General features: G+C 58.0%; 20 protein-coding genes and 1 pseudogene. 13 read left to right on the top strand and 8 right to left on the bottom strand.

What is annotated here, in order from left to right; translation table 11 throughout:
• Positions 1-157: 157 nt before the first annotated feature.
• Both WNY37_RS05540 and WNY37_RS05535 read left to right on the top strand, forming a co-directional pair.
• A complete protein-coding gene (locus WNY37_RS05540; RefSeq protein ID WP_342972468.1) occupies positions 158-2,407 on the top strand; it encodes a M3 family metallopeptidase in 2,250 nt (749 codons plus the stop codon).
• 57 nt (positions 2,408-2,464) lie between these two features.
• The gene (locus tag WNY37_RS05535; protein ID WP_342972467.1) at positions 2,465-3,121 is read left to right on the top strand and encodes a YceI family protein; all 657 of its coding nucleotides are present in this window, start codon (positions 2,465-2,467) and stop codon (positions 3,119-3,121) included.
• A 360-nt stretch (positions 3,122-3,481) separates the two neighbouring features.
• On the opposite strand, the gene WNY37_RS05530 is transcribed toward WNY37_RS05535, so the two are convergent.
• The 3 genes from WNY37_RS05530 to zigA are packed head-to-tail and all read right to left on the bottom strand — an operon-like array spanning position 3,482 to position 6,026.
• A complete protein-coding gene (locus tag WNY37_RS05530) occupies positions 3,482-4,174 on the bottom strand; it encodes a methyltransferase domain-containing protein (RefSeq protein ID WP_342972466.1) in 693 nt (230 codons plus the stop codon).
• Positions 4,174-4,821, bottom strand: coding sequence for a DUF1826 domain-containing protein (locus WNY37_RS05525; RefSeq protein WP_342972465.1), 648 nt, complete (start codon positions 4,819-4,821; stop codon positions 4,174-4,176). The genes WNY37_RS05530 and WNY37_RS05525 overlap by 1 nt, the downstream gene beginning before the upstream one ends.
• Positions 4,821-6,026 (bottom strand): zinc metallochaperone GTPase ZigA, encoded by a 1,206-nt coding sequence (gene zigA, locus WNY37_RS05520; protein ID WP_342972464.1) that lies wholly within the window; start codon positions 6,024-6,026, stop codon positions 4,821-4,823. The genes WNY37_RS05525 and zigA overlap by 1 nt, the downstream gene beginning before the upstream one ends.
• A 223-nt stretch (positions 6,027-6,249) precedes the next feature.
• Between zigA and WNY37_RS05515 the strand changes: the two genes are divergently transcribed.
• Positions 6,250-6,447 (top strand): hypothetical protein, encoded by a 198-nt coding sequence (locus WNY37_RS05515; RefSeq protein ID WP_342972463.1) that lies wholly within the window; start codon positions 6,250-6,252, stop codon positions 6,445-6,447.
• Between the two features lie 165 nt (positions 6,448-6,612).
• Here the strand turns inward: WNY37_RS05515 and WNY37_RS05510 are convergent, their stop codons facing one another.
• On the bottom strand, positions 6,613-8,940 hold the full coding sequence (locus tag WNY37_RS05510) for a TonB-dependent receptor (protein WP_342972462.1): 2,328 nt from the start codon (positions 8,938-8,940) through the stop codon (positions 6,613-6,615).
• Between the two features lie 48 nt (positions 8,941-8,988).
• Positions 8,989-10,446: a betaine-aldehyde dehydrogenase gene (gene betB / locus WNY37_RS05505; RefSeq protein WP_342972461.1), complete on the bottom strand. Its 1,458-nt coding sequence runs from the start codon at positions 10,444-10,446 to the stop codon at positions 8,989-8,991.
• An 88-nt stretch (positions 10,447-10,534) separates the two neighbouring features.
• On the opposite strand from betB, the gene WNY37_RS05500 reads away from it, so the two are divergent.
• On the top strand, positions 10,535-11,524 hold the full coding sequence (locus WNY37_RS05500; RefSeq protein ID WP_342972460.1) for an NAD(P)-dependent oxidoreductase: 990 nt from the start codon (positions 10,535-10,537) through the stop codon (positions 11,522-11,524).
• A 4-nt stretch (positions 11,525-11,528) separates the two neighbouring features.
• On the opposite strand, the gene betI (WNY37_RS05495) is transcribed toward WNY37_RS05500, so the two are convergent.
• Both betI (WNY37_RS05495) and betI (WNY37_RS05490) read right to left on the bottom strand, forming a co-directional pair.
• On the bottom strand, positions 11,529-12,107 hold the full coding sequence (gene betI / locus WNY37_RS05495; protein WP_342972459.1) for a transcriptional regulator BetI: 579 nt from the start codon (positions 12,105-12,107) through the stop codon (positions 11,529-11,531).
• Between the two features lie 5 nt (positions 12,108-12,112).
• The gene (betI, locus tag WNY37_RS05490) at positions 12,113-12,721 is read right to left on the bottom strand and encodes a transcriptional regulator BetI (RefSeq protein ID WP_342972458.1); all 609 of its coding nucleotides are present in this window, start codon (positions 12,719-12,721) and stop codon (positions 12,113-12,115) included.
• Positions 12,722-12,906: 185 nt separating this feature from the next.
• On the opposite strand from betI (WNY37_RS05490), the gene WNY37_RS05485 reads away from it, so the two are divergent.
• The 4 genes and pseudogenes from WNY37_RS05485 to WNY37_RS05470 form a co-directional block, all read left to right on the top strand.
• Positions 12,907-13,740 (top strand): phytanoyl-CoA dioxygenase family protein, encoded by an 834-nt coding sequence (locus WNY37_RS05485; protein WP_342972457.1) that lies wholly within the window; start codon positions 12,907-12,909, stop codon positions 13,738-13,740.
• A gap of 2 nt (positions 13,741-13,742) precedes the next feature.
• The gene (gene betA, locus WNY37_RS05480; RefSeq protein ID WP_342972456.1) at positions 13,743-15,374 is read left to right on the top strand and encodes a choline dehydrogenase; all 1,632 of its coding nucleotides are present in this window, start codon (positions 13,743-13,745) and stop codon (positions 15,372-15,374) included.
• Positions 15,374-16,552: a hypothetical protein gene (locus tag WNY37_RS05475; RefSeq protein WP_342972455.1), complete on the top strand. Its 1,179-nt coding sequence runs from the start codon at positions 15,374-15,376 to the stop codon at positions 16,550-16,552. The genes betA and WNY37_RS05475 overlap by 1 nt, the downstream gene beginning before the upstream one ends.
• An 8-nt stretch (positions 16,553-16,560) precedes the next feature.
• Positions 16,561-16,686, top strand: a pseudogene (locus tag WNY37_RS05470) (IS6 family transposase); the annotation flags it as partial.
• A gap of 70 nt (positions 16,687-16,756) precedes the next feature.
• Here the strand turns inward: WNY37_RS05470 and WNY37_RS05465 are convergent.
• The gene (locus WNY37_RS05465) at positions 16,757-17,650 is read right to left on the bottom strand and encodes a LysR family transcriptional regulator (RefSeq protein ID WP_342974872.1); all 894 of its coding nucleotides are present in this window, start codon (positions 17,648-17,650) and stop codon (positions 16,757-16,759) included.
• 153 nt (positions 17,651-17,803) lie between these two features.
• Between WNY37_RS05465 and WNY37_RS05460 the strand changes: the two genes are divergently transcribed.
• The 5 genes from WNY37_RS05460 to WNY37_RS05440 all read left to right on the top strand — a co-directional run bounded on the left by WNY37_RS05460 (position 17,804) and on the right by WNY37_RS05440 (position 22,878).
• Positions 17,804-19,072: an acyl-CoA dehydrogenase family protein gene (locus tag WNY37_RS05460; RefSeq protein ID WP_342972454.1), complete on the top strand. Its 1,269-nt coding sequence runs from the start codon at positions 17,804-17,806 to the stop codon at positions 19,070-19,072.
• Between the two features lie 14 nt (positions 19,073-19,086).
• Positions 19,087-19,824, top strand: a complete 738-nt coding sequence (locus WNY37_RS05455) for an SDR family oxidoreductase (RefSeq protein WP_342972453.1) — start codon at positions 19,087-19,089, stop codon at positions 19,822-19,824.
• A gap of 14 nt (positions 19,825-19,838) precedes the next feature.
• Positions 19,839-20,894, top strand: a complete 1,056-nt coding sequence (locus WNY37_RS05450; RefSeq protein ID WP_342972452.1) for a phosphotransferase family protein — start codon at positions 19,839-19,841, stop codon at positions 20,892-20,894.
• An 83-nt stretch (positions 20,895-20,977) separates the two neighbouring features.
• The gene (locus WNY37_RS05445) at positions 20,978-21,736 is read left to right on the top strand and encodes an SDR family oxidoreductase (RefSeq protein ID WP_342972451.1); all 759 of its coding nucleotides are present in this window, start codon (positions 20,978-20,980) and stop codon (positions 21,734-21,736) included.
• 26 nt (positions 21,737-21,762) lie between these two features.
• Entirely contained in the window at positions 21,763-22,878 is a 1,116-nt protein-coding gene (locus WNY37_RS05440) for an NADP-dependent oxidoreductase (RefSeq protein ID WP_342972450.1), read from the top strand.
• Positions 22,879-22,928: the final 50 nt, after the last annotated feature.

Raw genomic sequence — 22,928 nt, 5'->3', positions numbered from 1 at the left:
CACCCACCGCCGGGCTTTGCGGTATCGCTATCGTCCTCGACCACGCAATCAGCCTGAGCGGCATGAGCTTGGAAGCATCTCGATCCTCGCGCTTCGCCGACGTTCGCGCTATTAAAACCGCATTGACCTTATCATGGTCTCAGGCGAAGGTTATAACATGACAAAATTTTCCCGTACCGCACGTACCTCAACCTCCATTCTAATGAGCGCATCCGCATTGGCCTTGCTGGCGGGATGTTCAACACTTCCGGCAGACACCCCGGCAAACCCGCAAACCGGAGCCGCTGCTATGACGGAAGAAGCGCCGACCATCCCTGAAGGAACGGGTTATTTCGCCTCCGACAGCACGCTGCCGTTCAAGGCTCCTGATTTTACCAAGATTTCCGAAGACGACTACATGCCGGCTTTTGAGCAAGGCATGGACATCCACACTGCAGAGGTTCAGGCAATCATCGATAACCCTGAAGCGCCGACCTTTGAAAACACCATCGTCGAGCTGGAGAAGTCTGGCCGTATGCTCGGTCGTGTGAGCCGCGTTTTCTTCACGTATGCCGGGTCCAACACGAATGACCGTATCGATGAAATCAATCGCGAGGTCTCGCCGAAACTCGCAGCGCACGGGTCAGCGATCACCCTTAACCCGGAGCTATTTGCGCGGGTGAAGGCCGTCTACGATCAGCGAAGTGATCTCGACCTGGATCCGGAAAGCGCCAAGCTGCTGGAAGAGACCTATGAGAATATGGTCGAGGCTGGCGCCGAATTGACTGACCTCGAGCGCGAACGGGTGACGCAGATCAATACCGAACTGTCTGGCTTGACGACCGAGTTCGCCCAGACCGTGCGGGAAGCCACGAGCGACCAGCCGCTGATCGTCGACACGGCCGAGGAACTTGCCGGCCTGACCGACAGCCAGATCCAGGACGCTGCCGCAAAGGCAAGCGAGCTGGGCATGGACGGCAAGTATGCGATCATGCTGCAGAACACGACGCAGCAGCCGCTCCTGCCAGACCTGGAAAACCGCGATGTCCGCGAACGCCTGTTCAAGCTGAGCTATCACCGCTCAGACGGCACCAATCCCGAATATGACACGCGAATGCTGGTCGCGAAGATCGCATCACTTCGCGCCGAGAAGGCGGCATTGTTCGGCAAACCCGACTGGGCGAGTTACATCATGCAGGGCAGTATGGCCGAAGCGCCGAATGTCGCGCTTGATTTCATGGAACAGATGGTTCCGGCGCTGGCCGAGACGCAACGTGAGGAAGCCGCGCTTCTGAACGCGAAGATTGCCGAGGAAGGCGGGAATTTCACAGTCCAGCCATGGGACTGGTATCGATATGCGAACATGGTGCGCCAGGAGCGCTACGACTTCGACGAGGCCGAGGTCGCCGAATATCTGCAGATGGACCGGGTGCTTGAAGACGGCGTCTTCTACATGGCCAATCAGCTCTATGGCCTGACGTTCGAAAAGCGCACAGACATTCCGGTCTACCACCCGGACGTATCGGTCTACACGGTTTTCGACGCCGACGGCTCTGAGCTTGCCCTGTTCTATTTCGATCCGTTCCAGCGCCCGTCGAAGCGCGGCGGTGCGTGGATGAACAGCTTCGTGCCGCAATCCTATCTATGGGGAGAGAAACCGGTCGTTCTCAACACGCTGAATATTCCCAAGGCCCCGGAAGGCGAGCCGCAGCTGGTCAGCTTTGACTGGGCAAACACCATGTTCCATGAGTTCGGCCACGCGCTGCACGGCATGTTCGCAGAGCAGCAGTATCCGAGCCTCTCGGGCACAGCGACGCCGCGCGACTTCGTCGAGTATCCCTCGCAGCTCCACGAGGTGTGGACCGATTACCCTCAAGTGCTGCAGCATTACGCGAAGCATTACGAAACGGGCGAAACCATGCCAACGGAGCTGCTTGAGAAGGTCCAGGCCGCCTCGAAGTTCAATCAGGGCTACGATTTCGGCGAAGTAATGGAAGCCGCGCTTCTCGACATGAAATGGCATTCGCTGTCGGCAGAGGAAGCTGGCGAAATCGACACGGCAGATGAGGTCATTGCGTTTGAAAACGGGGCGCTCTCGGAACTCGGTCTCGAGGTCGACTTGGTTCCTCCGCGCTATCGAGGGACCTATTTCAATCACATCTTCTCCAGCCCGACCGGCTATTCTGCGGGCTATTACAGCTATCTGTGGACGCAGATGCTCGATCATGACAGCCGCAACTGGATTCTCGAGAATGGCGGTTTGACGCGTGAAAATGGTCAACACCTTCGCGAAGCGATTCTTAGCCGCGGCGGGACCATGAAATATGACGAGATCTACCGGAATTTCACAGGACGAGACCCGGATGTGAAATATATGCTGATCGCGCTCGGCCTCGCCGAAGATGAGAGCGGCGCTCCCAACGAATGATTGTTCACCGGCCCGAGGCGCTGACATTGCTGCACACACCATTCTTTGGAGGTAATAATGCATTGGAATAGAGCACACGGCATCATACTGGCGACGTGCCTGCTCGCGAGTTGCGGTCAATCAGGCTCGCCAGCCGACGCGAGCGCGCCCCAAACCGACAGCGCAGAGACACCGGCTGTTTCAGAGGCTGCCTGGTCGCTTGAAACAGAAGCGTCTCGCATCTCGTTTGTCTCAATCAAGGCCGGTGAATTGATCGAGACCCATTACTTTTCTGGTCTCTCCGGGCAGATTAGTCCGGACGGAAATGCCGAGATCACCATTCCGCTAGATGAGGTTGAGACGAAGATCGATCTCCGCAACGAGCGGATGCGCGACATGTTCTTCGAGACGGATCGCTATCCCGTCGCGACGATCCGCGCCGAGGTGGACCCGGACACCTATTCGGACTTGGCAGTCGGCGCGCGGAGGTCGGCGGAGATCGAAGGCGTTCTGTCACTGCACGGTGCCGATGCGACAGTCTTCGCCAATGTCTTCGTGACCCGGGTTGCCAGCAACCGCGTCGAAATATCGTCGGCGGAACCGGTGGTCCTGGTACTGTCGGACTTCAACCTGGACGCTGGGCTCGAAGCCTTGAGAGAAATCGCGAACTTACCGTCCATCACGCCCGCCTCTCCCGTCACGTTCACCTTCATGTTCGAAGCGGCCCCTGGCTGAAGTACCTGGACCGGGCCGGAGTATCTCAGCCAAGTCGTCTTGCGCGATTTAGAGTGTCAGCAATTCAAAAAATGGAGCGCCCAGAACTGGTCGCCCCATGTTTGTCAGACGATCATCATTGAGGATCACTAATCGTCAGCCGATGTCTCAGACGCCTCGGCGCCGCCGGTGGCAGCTTCCTCGTCCACAGCTTTCGCAGTCATGGCAACGGTGTCCATGAGATGGCGATGCCTTATGTTCCTGGTTCCCAGCGCGCTATGTCCTCTTTCCAGCTAGTGTGCTCTGCCTTGAAAGAGCTCACCAGCGCCTCCTTTCCTTCACCTACTCAACGCGAGGTAGCCGCCTACCCTCATCCATAGGTCAGGCATAAGCGACCCAGCCACGCCAGGTGAAGCCAGCGTAGAACATTGAAACATTTTTGAATCCAGCTGCCTCGAGGATGGCTTCGTCTTCCTCCGGAGCAAGCAACGGCACATGTTCGACGCCCTCGCGCGCTTGCCTTGCCATGTCCGGGTCCACGCCCGACTCAATGGCGAATGCCTCATAGCGGTCGAGCCACTGAGCATACTGTTCAGGCTGCTGCGTGAAACTCGCATGCGCCACAACAAAAGGCGCATCTGGCTTCAGGCGCCGCCTGATCTCGCGGGCGGTGCGTTCGCGCCCTTCATGATCGAGGAAATGCATCGTCAACAGACAGACCGCACCGTCAAACGGGCCTTCCGTGGCATCCTCAATGTAACCCTCGACGAACTGAACGCGCTCAGCTGCCGTTCCAAGACTGTCGCGGGCAAGCTTCAGCATTTCAGGTGCGGGGTCGATGCCCTCAAACGTCCAGGATGGCCTTGCTGACGTCAGGGACTGTAGTTCCAGGCCGCCCCCGGCACCAAGCACCAGGATCCGCGCATGCTCAGGCGCGCGCTCCGAGAGCAGGACGGTGGCCATCCTGTGAACATCAAAGAAGCCCGGCATGAATTTGGGTGGGCCATCCTGGTATTCTGCGACGAATTCCGGATCGGCGAAGGCCTTCAGGAACGGATTTTCAGGGAGGTCCATCAAACAAGACCTTTCAGTGAACAGGACTTCCAACCAGGCCGCTCAATGTCCATGACCAGAACAAGGCGCGAAACCGGCGATGACGCTATGGGCGGCGAGCGATGGAATATGCGCTGTCGCCGGTCGTCCCGCTGCCCGAGGAAAGCGCCGACGCTGAACGGCGCAAACTGATGGATGAGCGGTTCAGTGTCCGGGCTGGCAGCATCGATCCATTGCGTGCCGGGGCCTCTATAGGTCGTGATGATCCGCATATCAGTGCGATCCTTGTGAAACTCCCGGCAGGCATCATCGGACACGCACTCCATGCGAAGTGTATAGCGCGGCGGCCAGCAAGCGCTCGCGTCGATGATCTGCCGAACATCCTCAAGCACCTGTTCAACGGCGTTGCGTGGCCATTGAAGAGAGACAAGCCTTTGGCCCAGCTCTGCAAGCAATGTCACGCCAGAGCCGTGTAGACGGATATCCTCGAAATGAGAGAGATCGAGCGCGGCAAAGTCAGCGGCGCTCTGCGCTGAGATAGCGCGGTTCCAGAGCGCAAGTTCGGACTCGTCACGACCGGCCACTTCAACCAGTTCTGCAAGACCTGAGCAGAGACATGCCGAGATTGGATCTTGACTGGCGTCCACCGCCATTGACGACACGGGCATCAACCTCGGCTCCAGACCGGAAAGGGATCTGCACTAGAGTCCGACGCGATAATCTCGCCGCTGGAATCGCGCCGCGGATCGGTGAGGCAGCTATCCAGCCGCCGAGTAATCGCCTCCTGATCCATGTCGATCCCGATAAAGACGATCTCCTGGCGACGGTCGCCAAATTCGTCGTCCCAGACGGAGGCCAGATAGGTTTCAAGATTGTTGGCGTCGGGCCAGCGTTCGCGCGGAACGGCCGACCACCATGTACCAATGCCATTGTGGCGCACCAGTGCGCCCGCCTGGCTGACTTCGCCGAGCCAGCCCGGACGGCTCGAAATCCAGAAGAAGCCTTTGGCGCGAACGACATTCGGCCAAGGCTCGTTGAAGAAGCTATGGAGCTTTTCCGGATCGAACGGCCGTCGGGCGCGATAGACGAAACTCTCGATGCCATACTCTTCGGTCTCCGGCACATGCTCATTGAAGCTGTAAAGTTCCTTCGCCCAAAGCGGGTGTTCATGCGCCTTCTCGAAGTCGAACCGACCGGTGCCCATAACCTTGTCCAGGGGCACATCACCAAATCTGGACTCCACGATATCGGCATCCGGGTTCAGCGACCGCACGAGCTTTCGCACAATATCCAGTTGGTCAGGCGCGACGATGTCGGTCTTGTTCAGGATGATGACGTCGGCGAACTCGATCTGATCGACGAGTAGCTGCACGAGTGGGCGGTCGTCATCCTCACCGAGACTTTCGCCGCGATCGGCCAGGAAGTCCGAGCTGCTATAGTCCTTCAGGAGATGTGCTGCGTCGACGACGGTGACCATGGTGTCGATCTTCGAGACGTCGCCGAGCGAGAATCCGGTCTCATCGCGAAAGTCGAACGTCGCGGCAACCGGAAGTGGTTCCGAAATGCCAGTGGACTCGATCAGCAGATAGTCGAATCGCCCTTCCTTCGCGAGCTGTGTCACCTCTTTCAGCAAATCATCCCGCAGCGTGCAGCAGATACAACCATTGCTCATCTCGACAAGCGCTTCATCGGTCCGGGAAAGGTTGGCATCGCCGTCGCGCACGAGCGAGGCATCGATGTTCACCTCACTCATGTCATTGACGATCACAGCAACGCGGCGGCCCTCGCGGTTTGAGAGGACATGGTTGAGCAGCGTGGTCTTGCCAGCACCAAGAAAGCCGGACAGCACGGTAACTGGGAGGGGAGCGGACATGAGGAATCCTTTTTACTTGAATGGCGACTTTTCGGTCTTTGGAGCAGGTCCATTACGCGCAGTGTGAAGAGACGATCTGGTGCCGCATCCAGCGCCAGATGTGCGGCAGGCGGTAAGCCCCCTGAATTCGCGAAAATCGGTTGAGCATCAACACTTCTAGTTTCGTAATATTATAACATACTGTTATAAAGTGATCTGGCCCTTGGCAAGAGGCGATTTCAACATGGTAAAACCCACGAACCAGCTCTGCGACACAGCCCAAATGGAAGCGCAGTTCAAAATTGCTGACCGTGCGGCCCAGCGCGCTGGCGTGCACATGACCCGCATCCGCCGTCACGTCTATCGAGTTCTGCTGGAAACCGATGCACCGCTAAACGCCTACGACCTTGCGGAACGGTTGACCGGCATCGCATGCCCTTAGCCACCCACCGCCTATCGGGCTCCGGATTACCTAGAGAAAATCGGCCTCGTCAGAAAGATTCGGTCGAACAAGTCACCGCCACCAGGGAAAGCGACGCCCTGTTCGACCGTGCCGAGCTTTTCGGTTTCACCAAAATTGATCCGACCATCGAACTGATGAGCTGGCTTAGTCGCTACCGAATCTATAGGTCAGGCTGACGCCGTAAGTACGGGGGTCGCCGTAAACCAGTTCATCGAAGCCGAAATCAGCCACATCATAGGCATCGACAGTATACTCTTCGTCGGCGATATTTTTTACGAACGCCGCCACTTCCCAGCGTCCGGTCTGCGGGCGTAGCGCAAGACGGGCGTTCGCCAGCCAGTAACCATCCTGGGCGAGCCGATCGGTATTTTGCGTGTCGAAGTACTGACCGCCGGTATAAGCCGCATCGGCGCTGGCCACGAGACCGAGGTCACCCCAGATCGGGCCGGTATCGTAACGCCCACGCGCCACAAGGCTCCATTCTGGTGCTGCCACCATCGTATTGCCCGAAAAATTCTGGCCGATAGGGGTCACGAAGTTGGTGTATTCAGCATCGAGATACGTCCCGGCCAGTGACAGTTCGAGGCCGGAAGCTGGAAGAGCCGTGAGGTCAAATTCAAGCCCCTTGATCTCGGCCTCTTCGGCGTTGAACAGGGTCTGTGTTGGAACTGCCCCCGGCGCGAGGCCAAAGACCTGAAGATCGGTATAATCGTAATAGAACACCGATGCATTGGCGCGAAGCGAGCGGTCAAACCATTCAGATTTCACGCCGGCCTCGTAGGCCATCAGCTTTTCAGGTTTGACTACCGAGGCTTCGATCGGGTCTGACGTCGCGCCGGTATTGAAGCCACCGCTCTTGAAGCCACGCGACACGGACGCGTACATCATCACGTCATCGCTGACATCATAGGAAAGAGCAGCGCGGAAGGTCGGCTCCTCGAACGTAAGTTCATCCGTTGCAAAATTGCTCGTATCGAGCAGCGTCGCATAAACAGGAACCTTTTCTGTAAGCGGGACAGCATCGACCGGCCCGGCATAGGCAACGTGATCGAGCGTACGCTCCTCCCAGGTGAAACGGGCGCCAAGCGTGGCGGTCAAGCGATCCGTCAGCTCATAGTCGGACTGGGCAAACACCGCGAAGGTGTCGGTCTTCTGGGTATAGAACCGGTCTGTCCGCAGAATGAAATTGGTGGCATCGAAATACGGCGTGCCGGGCGTCGGGTTGAGGCCGGCAAGCAGCTCAAACGAATCCTGACCAGTCAGCTCATCCTGAAGATAGAACGCGCCTGCGATCAGGCTGAGCGGACCTTCCCAGTTCGATGCGAGGCGTAGTTCCTGGCTGAACTGTTCAGACCCATCCTTGATATACTCTTCGACAAGCCGGTTCGGAGACGCATCGACTTCAAGGATCGCTTCCCTGTTGGTGTCGAGATACCCTGTGACAGACGTCAATTCAAAGTTCCCGAGATCCCATTCGACCCGCAGATTTGCGGTGAAGGCCTCGACCTCCTCCGGCGTATCCTTGAGATTTTCCGCGCCAGAATACGGATCGGAATTATCGACATAGCCGAAAGCATCGCCGCAGACCGCAGCGCCGCGGCCGCCGCAGACGCCGTCGTAGTCGGCAAGTCCGTACTGCCCTGTTGTGAAATTGATCAGACCCTGGCTCTCATAGGAGCGAGAGGTCGCGCTGCTCTTGCCATATTCCAGCTTGCCGAGAATTTTCAGTGCATCATTCGGCTCGAACAGCATTTGCAGCCGGGCAGCCTGGAAATCGACGTCGTTCTTTTCGCGGCTGGTTCCGTTCGGAAAAGCGATGTCGCGCGTGCCATCACGTGTATTGGAGACGCCGGACAGGCGGAAAGAGAGCTTGTCGCTCACAGGAAGCGTGACGGCGCCCTCAAGGTCCAACTGATTGAACCGGCCATAGGTCGCGTTGACATAACCGCCCGTTTCGAAGCCAGGCTCCTTGGTATGAATACTCAGAACGCCGCCAGTGGTGTTACGGCCATAGAGCGTTCCCTGCGGCCCCTTCAGCACTTCCACCCGGTCCAGATCGAACAGTTGGAAAAGCTGCCCAGTGGTCGAGTTATAGAACATGTCATCGATCATGACACCAATCGCGCCACTATTGGCGGGGTTGAAGTCATTGATGCCAACGCCGCGGATAAAGATGGTCGGGTTCGATGCCGAGAAGGACGATTTGATCTGCAGGCCGGGGATCTGCTGGGCAAGATCCTCGCTGGTGCGATAATCGCCTTCGCTCAACATCCGCTCATCGACAGTCGCGACTGTGATCGGGACATCCTGTTGTGAGGCTTCTCTGCGCTCAGCGGTCACTTTTACGGTCTGAAGGACGCGGCTGCGGCTATCTTCCTGGTCCGCATTCTGCGCCATGGCAGGCGCCGCGATAGACAGAACAAGAGTGGATGCAGCCCCCATCATCAGGGACCATCGATCTGTTTTCTTCATATTATCCTCCCGGAGCCGCGTTGCGGTGTTTTTTGATTGATTGAAAGATCAGAAAGGAAGGTCTTCGGGCTTCATCTGTACGAAGACGCTCTTCTTCTGGGTGTAGGCATCAAGGACGTCCCAGCCATTCTCACGGCCAATGCCGGACTGCTTGTAGCCGCCGAACGGTATCTGCATGGGCTGGGCCTGGTAGGTGTTGATCCAGAACATGCCGGTCTGAACGCTCGCCGCCACGCGATGGGCCCGGACCAGATCTTTCGTGACCACGCCGCCCGCCAGGCCGTAGTCGGACTGGTTTGCGCGGGCGACGACTTCGTCCTCGGTATCGAACTTCAGAACGGTCATGACCGGCCCGAAAATCTCCTCGCGAACATGCTCCATATCGTCCGTGCTGTCGGCGATGACCGTAGGCGCATAGAACGCGCCTCCCTCATGTCCCGCGACATCGACACGGTGACCACCGCACAGGATCGTCGCGCCAGCTTCGCGCGCCCGCTCAACGAAGCCATTTACGACACCGAGATGGTTCTCGGAGATAAGCGCGCCAATCTGCGTTTCCGGATCATCCGGAGCGCCGACTCTCAGCGTCTTGGTCCGTTTCACAATTTCTTCGAGGACGTCGTCATAAACGTCAGCCTGAACAAAGACGCGCGTGCCGTTCGCGCAGATTTCGCCCTGGGTCAGGAAGTTCGCATACATGGCGAGACGCGCTGCATATTCAGGATCGGCATCATCGAAGATGATCAGCGGGGACTTGCCACCAAGCTCGAGCGAGACTTCCTTTAGGCGCGGGGATGCAGCTTCCATCACCTTGCGCCCCGTCGGGGCACTCCCCGTCAAGGAAACCTTGGCGACAGCCGGATGCGCTGCAAGCGCGGCGCCGGGATTTCGTTCGCCCTGAAGGACGTTGAAGACGCCGGGCGGCATACCCGCCTCGCAATAGATCTCAGCCAGAGCCACGGCATTGATTGGCGTTAGCTCCGACGGCTTGAAGATCATGGCGTTTCCAGCCGCGAGTGCCGGAGCGGACTTCCAGCAGGCTATCTGCAGCGGATAATTCCAGGCGCCGATACCACCGCAAACGCCGACTGGTTCGCGGCGCGTGTAATAGAAGCCGTATCCGAAATCCTGATACTCACCTGCCAGGCTGCCGGCGAGATTAGCATAATGTTCGATCGCGTCTGCACCGGTCTGGATGTCGACAACACTGGCCTCAGCAATAGGTTTGCCAGTGTCCTGCACCTCTATGCGCGCGAGTTCGTCGTTGCGAGACCGCAAAATCTCGGCCGCCTTGCGAAGGATCCGGCCGCGCTCTTCCGCTGGCATCGCAGCCCAGCCTTTTTGGGCCCGGGTGGCAGATGCAATCGCGGCCTCAATCTGGTCGGGACTGGCCTCACGGAACCGGCCGATCTCTTCGCCTGTGGCTGGATTGCGGCAGATAAACTCTGTCTCGCCCTCTCCGGCCACACGCTTTCCGTCGATAAACAGGTCTATGGCGTAGCTCACGTCGCGCTTCCTTTTCCCTTGCGGATGACTGTCTCGTCGATTACGTCTAAAAAAATAACTGCACGGTCAATTACATTTTGTCAATTGCGTGTATTTCGCAGTTTCACAGCCCGCTGGCCGCTTCATGGAGAAGCCCCAGCCGAACAGTCAGTCAGAGGAGAAACGCATGCGTGTTGGATTTATCGGTCTCGGGAATATGGGCGCCAACATGGCGATGGTGCTGCAGCGCTCGGGCTTGGAGCTTAAAGTGCATGACATCGACAAGGCGCGCGCCGCCCAGCATATCGAGGCTGGTGCGAGCTGGGCCGAAACGCCGGCAGAGTGCGCTCGCGATGTCGACATTCTGATCACATCCCTCCCCAAGCCTGACATTGTCGACACCGTCATGCGCGGCGAAGCTGGTGTCTTTGAAGGGCTCGGCGAAGGCACAATCTGGGTGGACACCACCACAAATGATGCGGGCCTGGTCATTGAACTGGCCGAACAGGCCGAAAAGCTTGGCGTCAAAACGGTCGACTCGCCCGTCACTGGAGCCGTCGACGGCGCCCGGCGTGGTGAGCTGACGCTGTTTGCTGGCGGCGAGGACGATGCGCTGGACGCCGTCGAACCAATCCTGTCGCGCATGGGCCGCGTGATCCGCTGCGGCAAGCTTGGCACAGGGAATGCCGTGAAGCTGGTCACCAATTATCTCTGGTTCACGCATGCCGCCGTCATTGGCGAAGGCTTGATGCTGGGTCGGCGCGCCGGCGTGCCGCTTGATGTGCTGTGGGACGCTATCAAGGATAGTGTCGGCGACAGCTTTGTTGCTCGCCACGATGCACCGTCCATCTTCGCCGGCCACTATGATCCGTCCTTCACCCTGGACCTCTGCCTCAAGGATTTGCGCCTTTGCGCGGCTTTGGCGGAGAGAGGCAATGTACCGATTCCAATCGGTGCCCGCGTGCGCGAACGCTTTGCCGATGCCGCCGAAGCCTATGGCGGCGGCGCTGGTGAACTTCACGTCGCAAAGCTGATCGAGGATGCCGTTGGCGAAGACTTGCGCCTTGACGGCGATTGGCCGCTACACTGGGAGGCTTGAGCCGCTATCGCCCAAGCCTGGCCGCAAGGCAGCCTTGGGCGATTTCATTCGCCTCAAGTGCCGTCAGTTCATCAGCGTTCTGAGCGTGCGCTACCCAAAGCCCGTCAATGATGAGCGAAACCTCGCTCGCAAAGTCGCCGGCAATCTCCGGCGCCATCACGCGGCGGGCATAGCGGCTCAAACTGCGGTGCAGCAGCCGGTCGCTCAACCGCTCTATCCGCGCGAACGCCGGATCCGACTGCGCATTGGCCCAGAAATGAAGCCAGACGGTACAGAATGCCGAATTGAAAAGCCCGGGCGCAAACTTTGAAGATATGACCGCCTTGAGCCGATCAGCATCTGTATCGGCTCTTGCGACGGCTTCGCCTTCCTCGGCCAGGACAAGTTTCAACAAGTGGCGCATCGTCGCCGCGAAGAGATCGCGTTTGTCGTTGAAATGACGGTAGATAGTGCCACCGGTGAGACCAGCTTCGGCGGCGATGCGCTGAATGGTCGATTGGGCGTAACCATATCTGGTGACGCAGGTAACCGTCGCCTCGATCAGGCTCTGCTTGCGTAACAGCTTTTTCTCTGCCCGTCCCATCTCGCTTAGCCCCCCTGCCCTGCCGCAGAGACGAGCCTGCGCTCAAGATAGGAAAACACCATGGCGCACGCGGCGTCGGGCGTGACGGCTTGATCTTTCTGAGCCTTGTGAAGCCAGAGCCCATCCACCATCGCGACCAGCTCCTGAACGATGCGCTCAGCCTCCTTGCGAGGAAGAAGCTTAACCAATGCATCAAGAAGGTTCCGGCGAAAGCGCAGAGCGTTGATGCGCTCAAGCCGGGCCAGCTCTTCGGACCTCGCCGTCTCGGACCAGAATTGAAGCCAGACAAAGCAGTTGCGATGGGTATAAAGTGGCTCTGACAGGTTGGCCTTAATGATCGCATGAGCCCGCGCCAAAGGCGTATCAGCCTTGCCGAGCTGATAGACGAGTGTGTCACTGATGTCGGACATCAGCTGACGCATGGCCGCTGCAAACAGCTCTTCCTTGGACCCGAAATGGTAGTGGATATTGCCCGCGGACAGTTTCGCCTCTTCGGCTATTCTCTGCGTCGTGGCTTCATGGAAACCATGCTTGTAGATCGCCGAAATCGTCGCGTCGACCAGATGTCTCTGGCTTTGATCGCGATGGCGTCGTTGGCGAGGCGCTGTCTGCATGGCTCCGGTCTAATTCAATTCCACTCAATCTGTCGCATAGGTTTTCAGACCTACAAAGGAAAGCCTGCGCGTCCAGAACCGACCCAGGCAGCAGAAAATCATATTAGTAATTGCTTGACCATTTACTTTTTGCGCATTTTCTGAAAATGTGCCGAAATATAGACAACATCATTCGGAGGAAGCTGATGGGTGCGACTGTGGAGAGGCTATCAGGCTCATGCTCTGGCGATGACATCAATGCCGCGCTGGAAACAGACGGGGTTGTCATCGTGGAGAACTTTCTGGCGCCGGACATCGTGAATGCGCTCAATGAAGAGCTTCAGCCCTACATCGACGCCAGCAAGCCCCGCGAACAAAAGAGTATGTATGACGACTTTCTCGGGGGTTACACGGTTCGCCTTCATGGCATCGCCGCAAAGTCCTCGAGCTTTCCGGATGTCTTGATCGATCCACGGATCATGACCGTCATGGACAGTCAGCTCAAACCAAATTGCACTGATTACCGCCTAAGCTCCGCCGAGCTGATCGAAATCCGGGGCGGAGAGACAGCCCAGCCGATACATCGCGACGACGATTCCTGGCCGCGAGTTGCGCAAAGTGCCGCGCCGCTCGTGGTGAATGTCATGATCGCGCTCAGTGATTACTCGGCCGAGAACGGCGCAACGGTGGTCGTTCCGGGCAGCCACAAATGGGACCGCGCAAGGGAACCCAAAGCCGAAGAGATCACGCAGGCGGTCATGTCCCCAGGCTCGGTGGCCATGTTTACCGGCCAGACGCTGCATGGCGGCGGCCAGAATGTCAGCGGCGTACCCCGGCGCGGCCTGTCTGTCTCCTACTGTCATGGATGGCTTGTACCGGTCGAGAACAGCTGGCTTGGCGTTCCACTTGAAACGGTCCGCACGCTTCCGGAGCGCGCCCAGAGCCTGCTCGGCTATGACCTCTATGACGGCACAAGTCGCGGCGGCGGTCTGATCAATATGTACGAAGTCGGCAGCCCGCGCTCACTGCTAGACGGGTAGCTATGGCCAGATCGCTTGAAATCGGCACGGCCGACTATGTCGTCGTGGGCGCGGGCTCTGCTGGCTGCGTCCTGGCAAACAGACTCTCCGAATCCGGGGAGCACGATGTGGCTCTGTTGGAATATGGCGGTTCGGACATTGGTCCATTCATCCAGATGCCGGCCGCTCTCTCCTATCCGATGAACATGAAACGCTATGACTGGGGCTATCGCAGTGAGCCAGAGCCGCATCTCGGCGGACGCCAATTGGCCGCGCCGCGCGGGAAGGTGCTAGGCGGGTCCTCCTCCATCAACGGGCTCGTCTATATTCGTGGTAATTCCAGAGACTTCGACAGCTGGGCAGACAAGGGCGCAGCGGGCTGGAGCGGCCGTCATGTCGCCCCCTATTTCCGCCGCCTCGAAAATGTCGAGGGCGCAGACCCGGCCATTCGCGGCACGTCCGGCCCCATGCACATAACCGTGCCGGAACAGCAGCACCCGCTGGACCAGGCCTTTATGGCAGCCTCCCAGGAAGCGGGGTTTTCAAGAACGCAGGACTGCAACGGCCTTCAACAGGATGGCTTCGGTCCGATGGATCAGACCATCTGGAAAGGTCGCCGCTGGTCAGCCGCGAATGCCTATCTGAAGCCAGCGCTAAGCCGGGAAAATCTTACGCTTCATCGTGGCTTGGCCTGCCGCATTCTCTGGAAAGGGAACACGGCAACCGGCGTAGAGATTCTGCATCGAGGCAAGCGGCGCCTCTTGCTTGCCCGGAAGGAAGTCATCCTTAGCGCCTCGGTTTTCAACTCGGCGAAACTGCTCATGCTATCTGGGGTCGGCGCATCCGAAGACCTGTTGCCGCTTGGCATCGACATGGTCAGCGAACGCCGCGGTGTCGGCAAAAATCTGCAGGACCATCTGGAGATCTATCTCCAGATGCGCTGCACTGAGCCGATCACGCTGCGCCGGTACATGAACCCGGTTAGCAAGGGTTTGGCCGGCCTTCAGTGGCTCCTCACCAAAACCGGGATTGGCGCCAGCAATCATTTTGAAACGGCCGGTTTCGTCCGACTGGATGACACAGCCGATTATCCCGATGCCCAGTATCATTTCCTGCCGGCGGCGATCCGCTATGATGGCAGCCAACCAGTGCGGGCACACGGTTTTCAGGCTCATATTGGCCCCGGTCGCACGACGGCACGTGGGCGCGTTCGTCTGAAATCCGCCGATCCCATCGCCGCGCCGTCGATCCAGTTCAACTACATGTCCAGCGCTGCTGACTGGGAAGCCTTCCGCAAATGCGTTCGCTTGACGCGCGAGATCTTCGATCAGCCGTCCCTCAAGGCTTTCAGTGGCGGCGAAATCGCCCCGTCTGCAGACTGCAAAAGCGACGAGGATATCGATACCTTCGTCGCCAGAGAGGTCGAAAGCGCTTATCATCCATGTGGCACATGCCGGATGGGGAGCGCCGACGACCTTGATGCTGTTGTTGATCAGGACTGCCGGGTCATCGGCGTGGAAGGGTTACGCGTGGTCGATTCTTCGGTGTTTCCAAACATCACCAACGGCAACATCAACGCGCCAACCCTGATGCTGGCGGAAAAGGCTGCCGATCAAATTCTGGGCAGGCCCCTTCTTCCAGCTGATGCCGCGTAATGGTCATGCCCCCCGAAACCGAAAAGCGCACACAACCCGGCCAGCTAGAGCTGATCGCTGCCATTCTGATGGGCGGACTTGGCATTACGCAGGTGGTGGCCATGCCATTATTGGCAACTCTGATAGCCTCCGCTTTCCAGATTGAAGGGGCCGATTCCGGGCTTATCGGACTGGCAAACTTGCTTGGCACAGCCTTTGGCTCATTGCTCGTGACGGTTTGGCTGCATCGTCTACCCTTGCGACGAACCGCAATTGTCTCAGCACTGTTCGCCTTTGCGGCACAGATCGCAGTCCCATTCATAACAGACTTCACCGGCATCATCCTGCTTGAAGCCCTGGCAGGAATTGGCGCGGGCGTCCTGATCGCGCTGTCTGCGGCCATTGTCGGTGCGTCAGCCAATCCGGACCGCGGCTTCGCCTTCATCCTGACATTGCAGGCTGGTGTCGCAGTGCTGGTCTTACTCGTGATTCCGTTTCTGGCTGAGGCGTACTCCTTACTGGAGGTTATGGTTTTTCTCGCTAGCACACAGGCACTTCTGATTCCGGTCGGGCTGACGATGAGACACGGGCCGATTGCCGAGAAGGCTCTGAAGACATCAGAGGCTAGCGGGTCGCGTTTTCAGATGACACTTCTTCTGAGGGCTGCGTCCTACTTCGTCTTTTCGGCGGCCGTCGGTGTCCTCTGGGTCTTTTCCGGCATCCTCGGATCAATGGCAGAAATCGCGGATGCACAGCTAGGTCAGGCCTTGGCATTCGGCAATGTGGCCGCGATCGCTGGATCCCTACTGGCGGCGATGATCACGTCTCGCTTCGGCCGTCTTGCACCAATCCTGGCCGTCTGCCTGACGCTTGCGCTGAGCGCGCTGCTCTTCACGGCCGATATGGCGCTCATGCAGTTCTACATCGCAAGCAGCCTCTTCCTGTTTGCATGGGGCGGCGGGCTACCCCTGCTCATGGGAAGCGTCGCGGCAGCGGACTCAACAGACCGCGTAACCTCGCTCTTGCCCGTCCTGGCGTTTGCCGGGATGGGAGTGGGACCGGCACTTGTCGGCCTCGCACCCGGAGCGTCGGGGCTTTTTCAGCAAGTGAGCTACACAACAATCGGCCTGGTCGTCCTGGCTTTTTGTCTTCTGGTCAGCGCACACACCGGCCCAAATTCGAAAAAATATATCGGCTAGCCGGGAACGAGCGAAGCTCTCTCCACGCCTCTTTTCACAACCACTTCAATCTCGACCGTCACCTCAATTCAAGATCCCGTTTCAAGCTCAAACGTGACGCCGCGCTCCAGGAATGGCGCCAGCTTCTAGCTGCCCAAACCCGCTTAATCCTGGGAAAACAGAGACGACCTTGCTTTAGTCTCACACCACCGTTCTTGATACAGGTCAGCCGCTCGTTGCCTCTGTCCAGAATGTCTCAGCGAGCGGCCGAAGCGAATCTGACCGGCGCCGGATGACGAAGTGAGTCCTGATCCCCTCGTCTTCAAATGGAACGGTCCGGGAATGGCTCCCGCAGGTCTCAGTATCTTCAGTGAACCAGCCAAGGTTGATGGCTGGCACCTGAAGCCGGCGTGCGAGTCGGAGCGTTGATACCGCGTTCGATTCTGGCAGCTTATACTGCGTGGCTCCGTGCGCATTGAGGAAACGGGCGAGTCCCTCCGATAGCGCAACTCCGTGAACACGGCTGATGGACGCGACCGAGCGGCCTTCCAGGTCGGCGGCCCTGATCACTGTCTCTCCATACAGGTCACCCGACTCCGGTACGGATAACTGAAGTTCACGGCTCTCGATGATATGTCCGCGCAGATCGGTCTCGGCTGCGGGGCTGATCGCAGAATCAAACCAGTGTTCTTCAGGCTCCAGCACAAGTGCAAGATCAATATCTTCAAAAGCAAGCGCCCTGTAGAGCCTGTCATGGCTCATTCCGATGATTTCGATGCCGTCTGCCCCGTGGTTGGCAATGAAATCATCTGTCAGCCTGGTTCGCGCCGGGATGTTCGACGAATAATAGGGAACACCGATCCTCACTGCATTCGTTCGGATATCCCTGATCTTCTGATGCATCCATTCGGTTTCGAGGACCATACGCCGCGCATGCGCAAGAAATGAGCGTCCGCCAGGCGACAGTTCCACATGGCGTTTGCTCCGCTTGAGCAGGTCGAAGCCCAACCGACGCTCAAGCTCCTTGATCTTCGCCGACAAAGCCGGCTGCGACATGTTCAATTCTTCGGCTGCCCGCGTGAAAGATTGCGCCTCCGCAACCGCCAGAAACGCCCTCAATGGTGTCGCATGTAAGTCCAACGGTCATTCCTTCCAATCGGCGATTTCTTATAATCTAATCCTATTAATCCGCAAAAAAAATCAAATTCGACGCTCGCCCCCTCGATTGATAGCTAAGGCCTGAAGTTCTAGTTTCAGATTGAGGAAATACCTATGTGGTCATTTCAGACAGACCCGGAATTCCAAGCCGAGCTTGATTGGATTTCCGAATTTGTGCGGGAAGAGGTCGAGCCCCTGGATGACGTGCTGGGCAGTCAGTGGAATATTCGAGATCCGCTGTTTGAAAAGCTTGTTCGACCGCTCCAGGAAGAGGTCAAGAAACGCAAATTGTGGGCATGCCATCTAGGCCCGGAACTTGGCGGGCCAGGCTATGGCCAGCTCAAGCTGGCCCTCATGAACGAGCAGTTCGGCCGTTCACGTTTCGGCCCTATCGTCTTCGGCTCTCAGGCGCCCGACACCGGGAACTCTGAAATTCTCGCCCATTACGGAACGGACGAGCAAAAGGAGAAGTATCTGAAGCCGCTGCTCAACAATGAGATCGTTTCCTGTTTCTCATTGACCGAGCCTCAAGGGGGAGCCGACCCGACCATGGTGAAGACCATGGCGGTCCAGGATGGGGATGACTGGGTCATCAGTGGCGAGAAATGGTTTGCCTCCAATGCACGCTTTGCAGAGTTCTACATCATTGCGGCTGTTACGGAGCCAGAGGCAAACAACCTCCATCGCCGTATGTCGATGTTCATCGTCCCGGCCGACTCGCCAGGAATCGAAATTGTCCGCGACTATACCTTCCATGGCGAGCCGGAAGGCACGCACGGCCACGTGAAGTGGAACAATGTGCGTGTACCGAAAGAAAACATGCTGGGAGGCCGGGGAGACGCTTTTGTCGTTGCACAGGTAAGGCTGGGTGGCGGGCGCATGCACCACGCCATGCGGACCATCGCTGAGGCGACGAAGTGCTATGACATGATGTGCGAACGCGTCAGATCACGGGAAACAAAAGGCGAGCCGCTTTGGCAGAAGCAGCTGGTTCAGGAGAAGATCGCCGACAGCTGGATTGAGCTTAGACAGTTCCGCCTTCTTGTGCTGGAAACCGCCTGGCTCGCCGATCAGGGACATGACTGGAAAGCCATCCGCCAGAATGTCTCTGCCGTGAAAGCCATCATGCCGAAAATCCTGCATGATATCTCTGCAAGAGCCCTTCATCTGCATGGGGCCCTGGGCCTGTCGACACAGATGCCGTTTACGGCCGCGCTGGTGAACAGTCATCATGTCGGTCTCGCAGACGGGCCGACGGAAGTACACAAATTGGTCGTGGCACGCGAGATCCTGAAAAAAGTCGAGCCAGCAGAGTCCGATTTCCCTGAATATATCGCCTACAAGCGCGAAGCTCGCGCCAAGAAAAAATTTGGCATTAGCTGAGCGAGGCTGACGAAATGAACAATCCACTCGATTTTTCCGGTAAGAAAGTTCTCGTCGTTGGCGGCACGACGGGCATTGGAAATGCAACCGCCCGCACGTTTCGCGATGCCGGCGCAAAGGTCTGGGTCTGGGGAACAAGGCCGAACGCTGCAGACTATGACAATGAAGAAGACAGCGACCTGTCCGGTATGATCTACCAGACAATGGATGCTACGGATTACAACAGTGTCCGTGACTATCAGGCGGAATTCGACGGCCTAGATGTCCTTGTCCTCTCCCAGGGACTGGTCCTCTACAACCGGCAGGAATACGAAATGGACGGCTTCCGCCGGGTCGTTGATGTGAACCTCAACAGCCTGATGGCCTGCGCAATGCGCTTCCATGAGGATCTGAAGCAGGCCAGCGGTTCACTGATTATCGTCAGCTCCTCGGCCGCATTCCATGCGACGCGAGGAAACCCGGCCTACAATGCCTCCAAGACGGGTGCATACGGGCTTTGCCGGACCCTGGCCCAAGCCTGGGCACATCATGGGATCAGGGTTAACGGGCTCGCGCCCGGGTTCATCCCCACACGCATGACTGCGCAGACAACAGAGAATGAGAAGCACAAGGATGCCGCGATGTCGCGCATTCCCATGGGCCGGTTCGGCACGCCTGACGAAATGGCGTCAATCGCGCTCTTCCTGGCCTCTCCGATGTCATCCTACATGACGGGCCAGATGCTCGTCGCGGATGGCGGATTGCTCCTTTAGAAAAGGGCCCGAGAATGGACAGTTCAGCGGTGCCGGGTATCGATCAGGTCCGACTTGAGAGATGGATGGATACGAATGGGATCGGAAGAGGTCCCATTACTGGCCTCACACAACTTGCCGGCGGCACACAGAACATTATTGCGAAATTCGAGCGCAGCGGTGACCCTTGCGTCCTGCGGCGGCCAAGCGTGACCCCTCGCGCGAAAGCCAACGAAGTCATGGCCCGCGAAGCCCGGGTTCTTGCCGCTCTTGCGGACACTAACGTGCCTCACCCCCGTTTTATCGCTGTCTGCCATGACCCGGATGTTCTGGGGGCAACCTTTTATCTGATGGAGGCGGTCGATGGCTTCAACGCTGTGACCGGCCTGCCCGACCTGCATCGTTCAAGCCCGCAGATCCGCCGCGAAATGGGGTTTGCCATGGTGGACGCCGCGGCTGAACTTGGCAGTTTGGACCATGAAGCCCTTGGCCTCGGAGACTTCGGTAAACCAGAAAACTACCTGTCGCGTCAGGCCGGTCGGTGGATGTCGCAGCTGGAAAGCTACACCAAGCACGAAGGATGGCCCGGCGCTGAAGGACTCGGTGACGTCAACACGCTGGCTGACTATCTGAGTGCCAATCTGCCACCGGACTTCAAGCCAGGAATCATGCATGGTGACTACGCCATAGGGAATGTCATGTTCCGGAATGACGGCCCGCAACTGGCGGCCGTCATAGATTGGGAATTGTCCACCATCGGCGATCCCCTCATCGATCTGGCCTGGGTCATCTGCACATGGCGAGATCCTGCCTGGCGGGACCTGCCGGTTCTGGTGGTGGAGCCATGGGAAGGATTTCCGTCGATTGATGAGTTGATCCAGCGATATGCAGACCGCTCACAACGCGACCTGTCACATATCGACTGGTACATCGTCCTCGCCTGCTTCAAGCTCGGCATCATCCTTGAGGGCACTTATGCGCGCGCATTCAGCGGCGCCGCGCCCAAGGCCATTGGCAACACTCTGCACGAAACGTCCGTAACCCTGATTGAACGGGCTCATGCCCGAATAAACCGAACCGTCTGGCGATAGACAGCCGTGACCACCCGTGGCGTCCGAAAATCTCCTCCCGACAGGCTTGCTTCGCGAAACACATAAACAGAAGGACCATTCAAATGACCCAACTCGACAAGAAGATTGCCATTGTCACCGGTGCCGGCAGCGGTATGGGCGCGGCAACTGCTGTTCTGTTCGCCCAGAACGGCGCCAAGGTCGCACTGCTGGACCGGAACAAGGACGGTCTTGAAGCGACGCTAAAACAAATTGAGGAAGCAGGAGGCAAGGCGAAGTCCTGGCCGATCGACCTTGCCCTCACGGACAAGATTCCCGCCGTCATCGAAAGCGTGGCCGCAGAGTTCGGGGGCATTGACATTGTCGTGAACAATGCCGGAATCGCAGGCTTCCTCGCCATAGATGATCCGGACTATGACGCGCACTGGGACCGGATGATCAGTATCAATCTTACTGCGCAACAGAAGATTGTCCGGAGCGCCCTGCCCTGGCTTCGAAAGAGCAAGTCGCCCCGGATCGTGAACATCGCCTCCACCGAAGCACTCGGGGCCACGCCACTCGACAGCGCATATGTTGCAAGCAAGGCGGGTGTTGCCGGACTGACGCGGGCGCTGGCTGTAGATCTTGGTCCGGAAGGCATTCTGGTCAATTGCATCTGCCCCGGCCCCATCGACACGGCGATGACGTCGTTCGTGCCGTCTGATCACAAGGTGATCTTTGCCAAGCGGCGCACCGCCCTCAAACGCTATGGCGGTCCTGAAGAAGTGGCACAGATGTCCCTCGCCATGAGCCTTCCGACACAAACGTATCTGACTGGAACTGTCGTGCCTGTCGATGGCGGTCTAATGGCGCGAAATGCCTGACGGGAGCGTTGGCGGGAGAACAGCCAATGGGGCGGGCAGATCATGTCCGCCAGCATTGCCTATTTGTCTTGATTCTGGCTCCGCTATTTAAAGGAGACTGCTCAATGAAAGCGCTGCAATGGGTCTTGGCAACGCCTGTCGTCGGCATGCCTTCCAGTTCGAATTTCTCTCTGGTGGAAACCGACCTTCCCTCTCCCTCAGATCAGGAGGTGCTGGTCGAAATTCGTTACCACACGGTCGCTCCCGGTATCCGGGCGCGTATCGGCGCAGACACCTATGCAGCGAAGATCGAGGTTGGAGAAATCATACCAGGGATGGGCGTCGGGATCGTTCTGGAATCCGCAAGCGCCTTGTTCGAACCCGGCGATCTGGTCGTAGGACAGCTGGCCTGGGCAACACATGCCGTCGTAGCAGCTTCTGACATAAGTCGCATTAGCAGCCAGCATTTGAAGGATTTACCGCTCCACACTGCCCTCGGCGCGATGGGGCCATCAGGATTGACGGCATATTTCGGCTTGACGGATGTGCTCGCCATCCAGCCCGGCGAGACGGTTGTGATCTCGTCGGCGGCAGGCTCTGTCGGTAGCGCCGCCGGACAGATCGCCAAAATATTGGGGTGTCATGTGATTGGTATTGCCGGCGGCGAAGAGAAGTGTCGTGACCTGATCGAACATTACGGATTCGACGACGCTCTCGACTATAGGGCATCAAAGTCACTTGCTCATGACCTGAACGCAAAAGCCCCGGAAGGCATCGACGCCTATTTCGATAATGTCGGGGGTGAGATTTCTGATGCCGTCATTCAGAACATGAGATTGTTCGGCCGGATCGCCGTCTGCGGTCAGACCAGCGAATACAACAAGAGCGAGCCTCGCGGCTGCCGTCAGATGACATCCGTGATTACGAGAAGACTAACCCTTCGAGGCTTTGTCGTATTTGATTTCCAGGACCAATTTGATCAAGCGCTGGACCACATCCGGGAATGGCTCCTGTCTGGCGCGATGCAAGACAGTCCCAACATAATTACCGGCATCGACCTGGCGGTCGATGGATTTGTTTCACAGTTCTCAGAAAGGTCCGCCGGGAGACTTCTGGTCAAGTTTGGTGACGCCGAAGTGTGTGGACATGAAGCCCGCAACTGAGCCCATACAGGCGAGGTTAGCCGGGTGGGTATTGTCAGGGCAAGTCGCTT

Source organism: Henriciella sp. AS95, from assembly GCF_038900055.1.
Taxonomy (GTDB): domain Bacteria; phylum Pseudomonadota; class Alphaproteobacteria; order Caulobacterales; family Hyphomonadaceae; genus Henriciella.
The sequence above is the reverse complement of the archived record's forward strand: the minus strand, read 5'-3'. Positions and strand labels throughout refer to the sequence as shown.

Excerpts from the sequence above, each read along its gene's own strand:
- WNY37_RS05540 (WP_342972468.1), top strand. The coding sequence starts at position 158 with ATGACAAAATTTTCCCGTACCGCACGTACCTCAACCTCCATTCTAATG.
- WNY37_RS05535 (WP_342972467.1), top strand. The coding sequence starts at position 2,465 with ATGCATTGGAATAGAGCACACGGCATCATACTGGCGACGTGCCTGCTC.
- WNY37_RS05530 (WP_342972466.1), bottom strand. The coding sequence starts at position 4,174 with ATGGACCTCCCTGAAAATCCGTTCCTGAAGGCCTTCGCCGATCCGGAA.
- WNY37_RS05525 (WP_342972465.1), bottom strand. The coding sequence starts at position 4,821 with ATGCCCGTGTCGTCAATGGCGGTGGACGCCAGTCAAGATCCAATCTCG.
- zigA (WP_342972464.1), bottom strand. The coding sequence starts at position 6,026 with ATGTCCGCTCCCCTCCCAGTTACCGTGCTGTCCGGCTTTCTTGGTGCT.
- WNY37_RS05515 (WP_342972463.1), top strand. The coding sequence starts at position 6,250 with ATGGTAAAACCCACGAACCAGCTCTGCGACACAGCCCAAATGGAAGCG.
- WNY37_RS05510 (WP_342972462.1), bottom strand. The coding sequence starts at position 8,940 with ATGAAGAAAACAGATCGATGGTCCCTGATGATGGGGGCTGCATCCACT.
- betI (WP_342972459.1), bottom strand. The coding sequence starts at position 12,107 with ATGGGACGGGCAGAGAAAAAGCTGTTACGCAAGCAGAGCCTGATCGAG.
- betI (WP_342972458.1), bottom strand. The coding sequence starts at position 12,721 with ATGCAGACAGCGCCTCGCCAACGACGCCATCGCGATCAAAGCCAGAGA.
- WNY37_RS05485 (WP_342972457.1), top strand. The coding sequence starts at position 12,907 with ATGGGTGCGACTGTGGAGAGGCTATCAGGCTCATGCTCTGGCGATGAC.
- betA (WP_342972456.1), top strand. The coding sequence starts at position 13,743 with ATGGCCAGATCGCTTGAAATCGGCACGGCCGACTATGTCGTCGTGGGC.
- WNY37_RS05475 (WP_342972455.1), top strand. The coding sequence starts at position 15,374 with ATGGTCATGCCCCCCGAAACCGAAAAGCGCACACAACCCGGCCAGCTA.
- WNY37_RS05460 (WP_342972454.1), top strand. The coding sequence starts at position 17,804 with ATGTGGTCATTTCAGACAGACCCGGAATTCCAAGCCGAGCTTGATTGG.
- WNY37_RS05455 (WP_342972453.1), top strand. The coding sequence starts at position 19,087 with ATGAACAATCCACTCGATTTTTCCGGTAAGAAAGTTCTCGTCGTTGGC.
- WNY37_RS05450 (WP_342972452.1), top strand. The coding sequence starts at position 19,839 with ATGGACAGTTCAGCGGTGCCGGGTATCGATCAGGTCCGACTTGAGAGA.
- WNY37_RS05445 (WP_342972451.1), top strand. The coding sequence starts at position 20,978 with ATGACCCAACTCGACAAGAAGATTGCCATTGTCACCGGTGCCGGCAGC.
- WNY37_RS05440 (WP_342972450.1), top strand. The coding sequence starts at position 21,763 with ATGGGGCGGGCAGATCATGTCCGCCAGCATTGCCTATTTGTCTTGATT.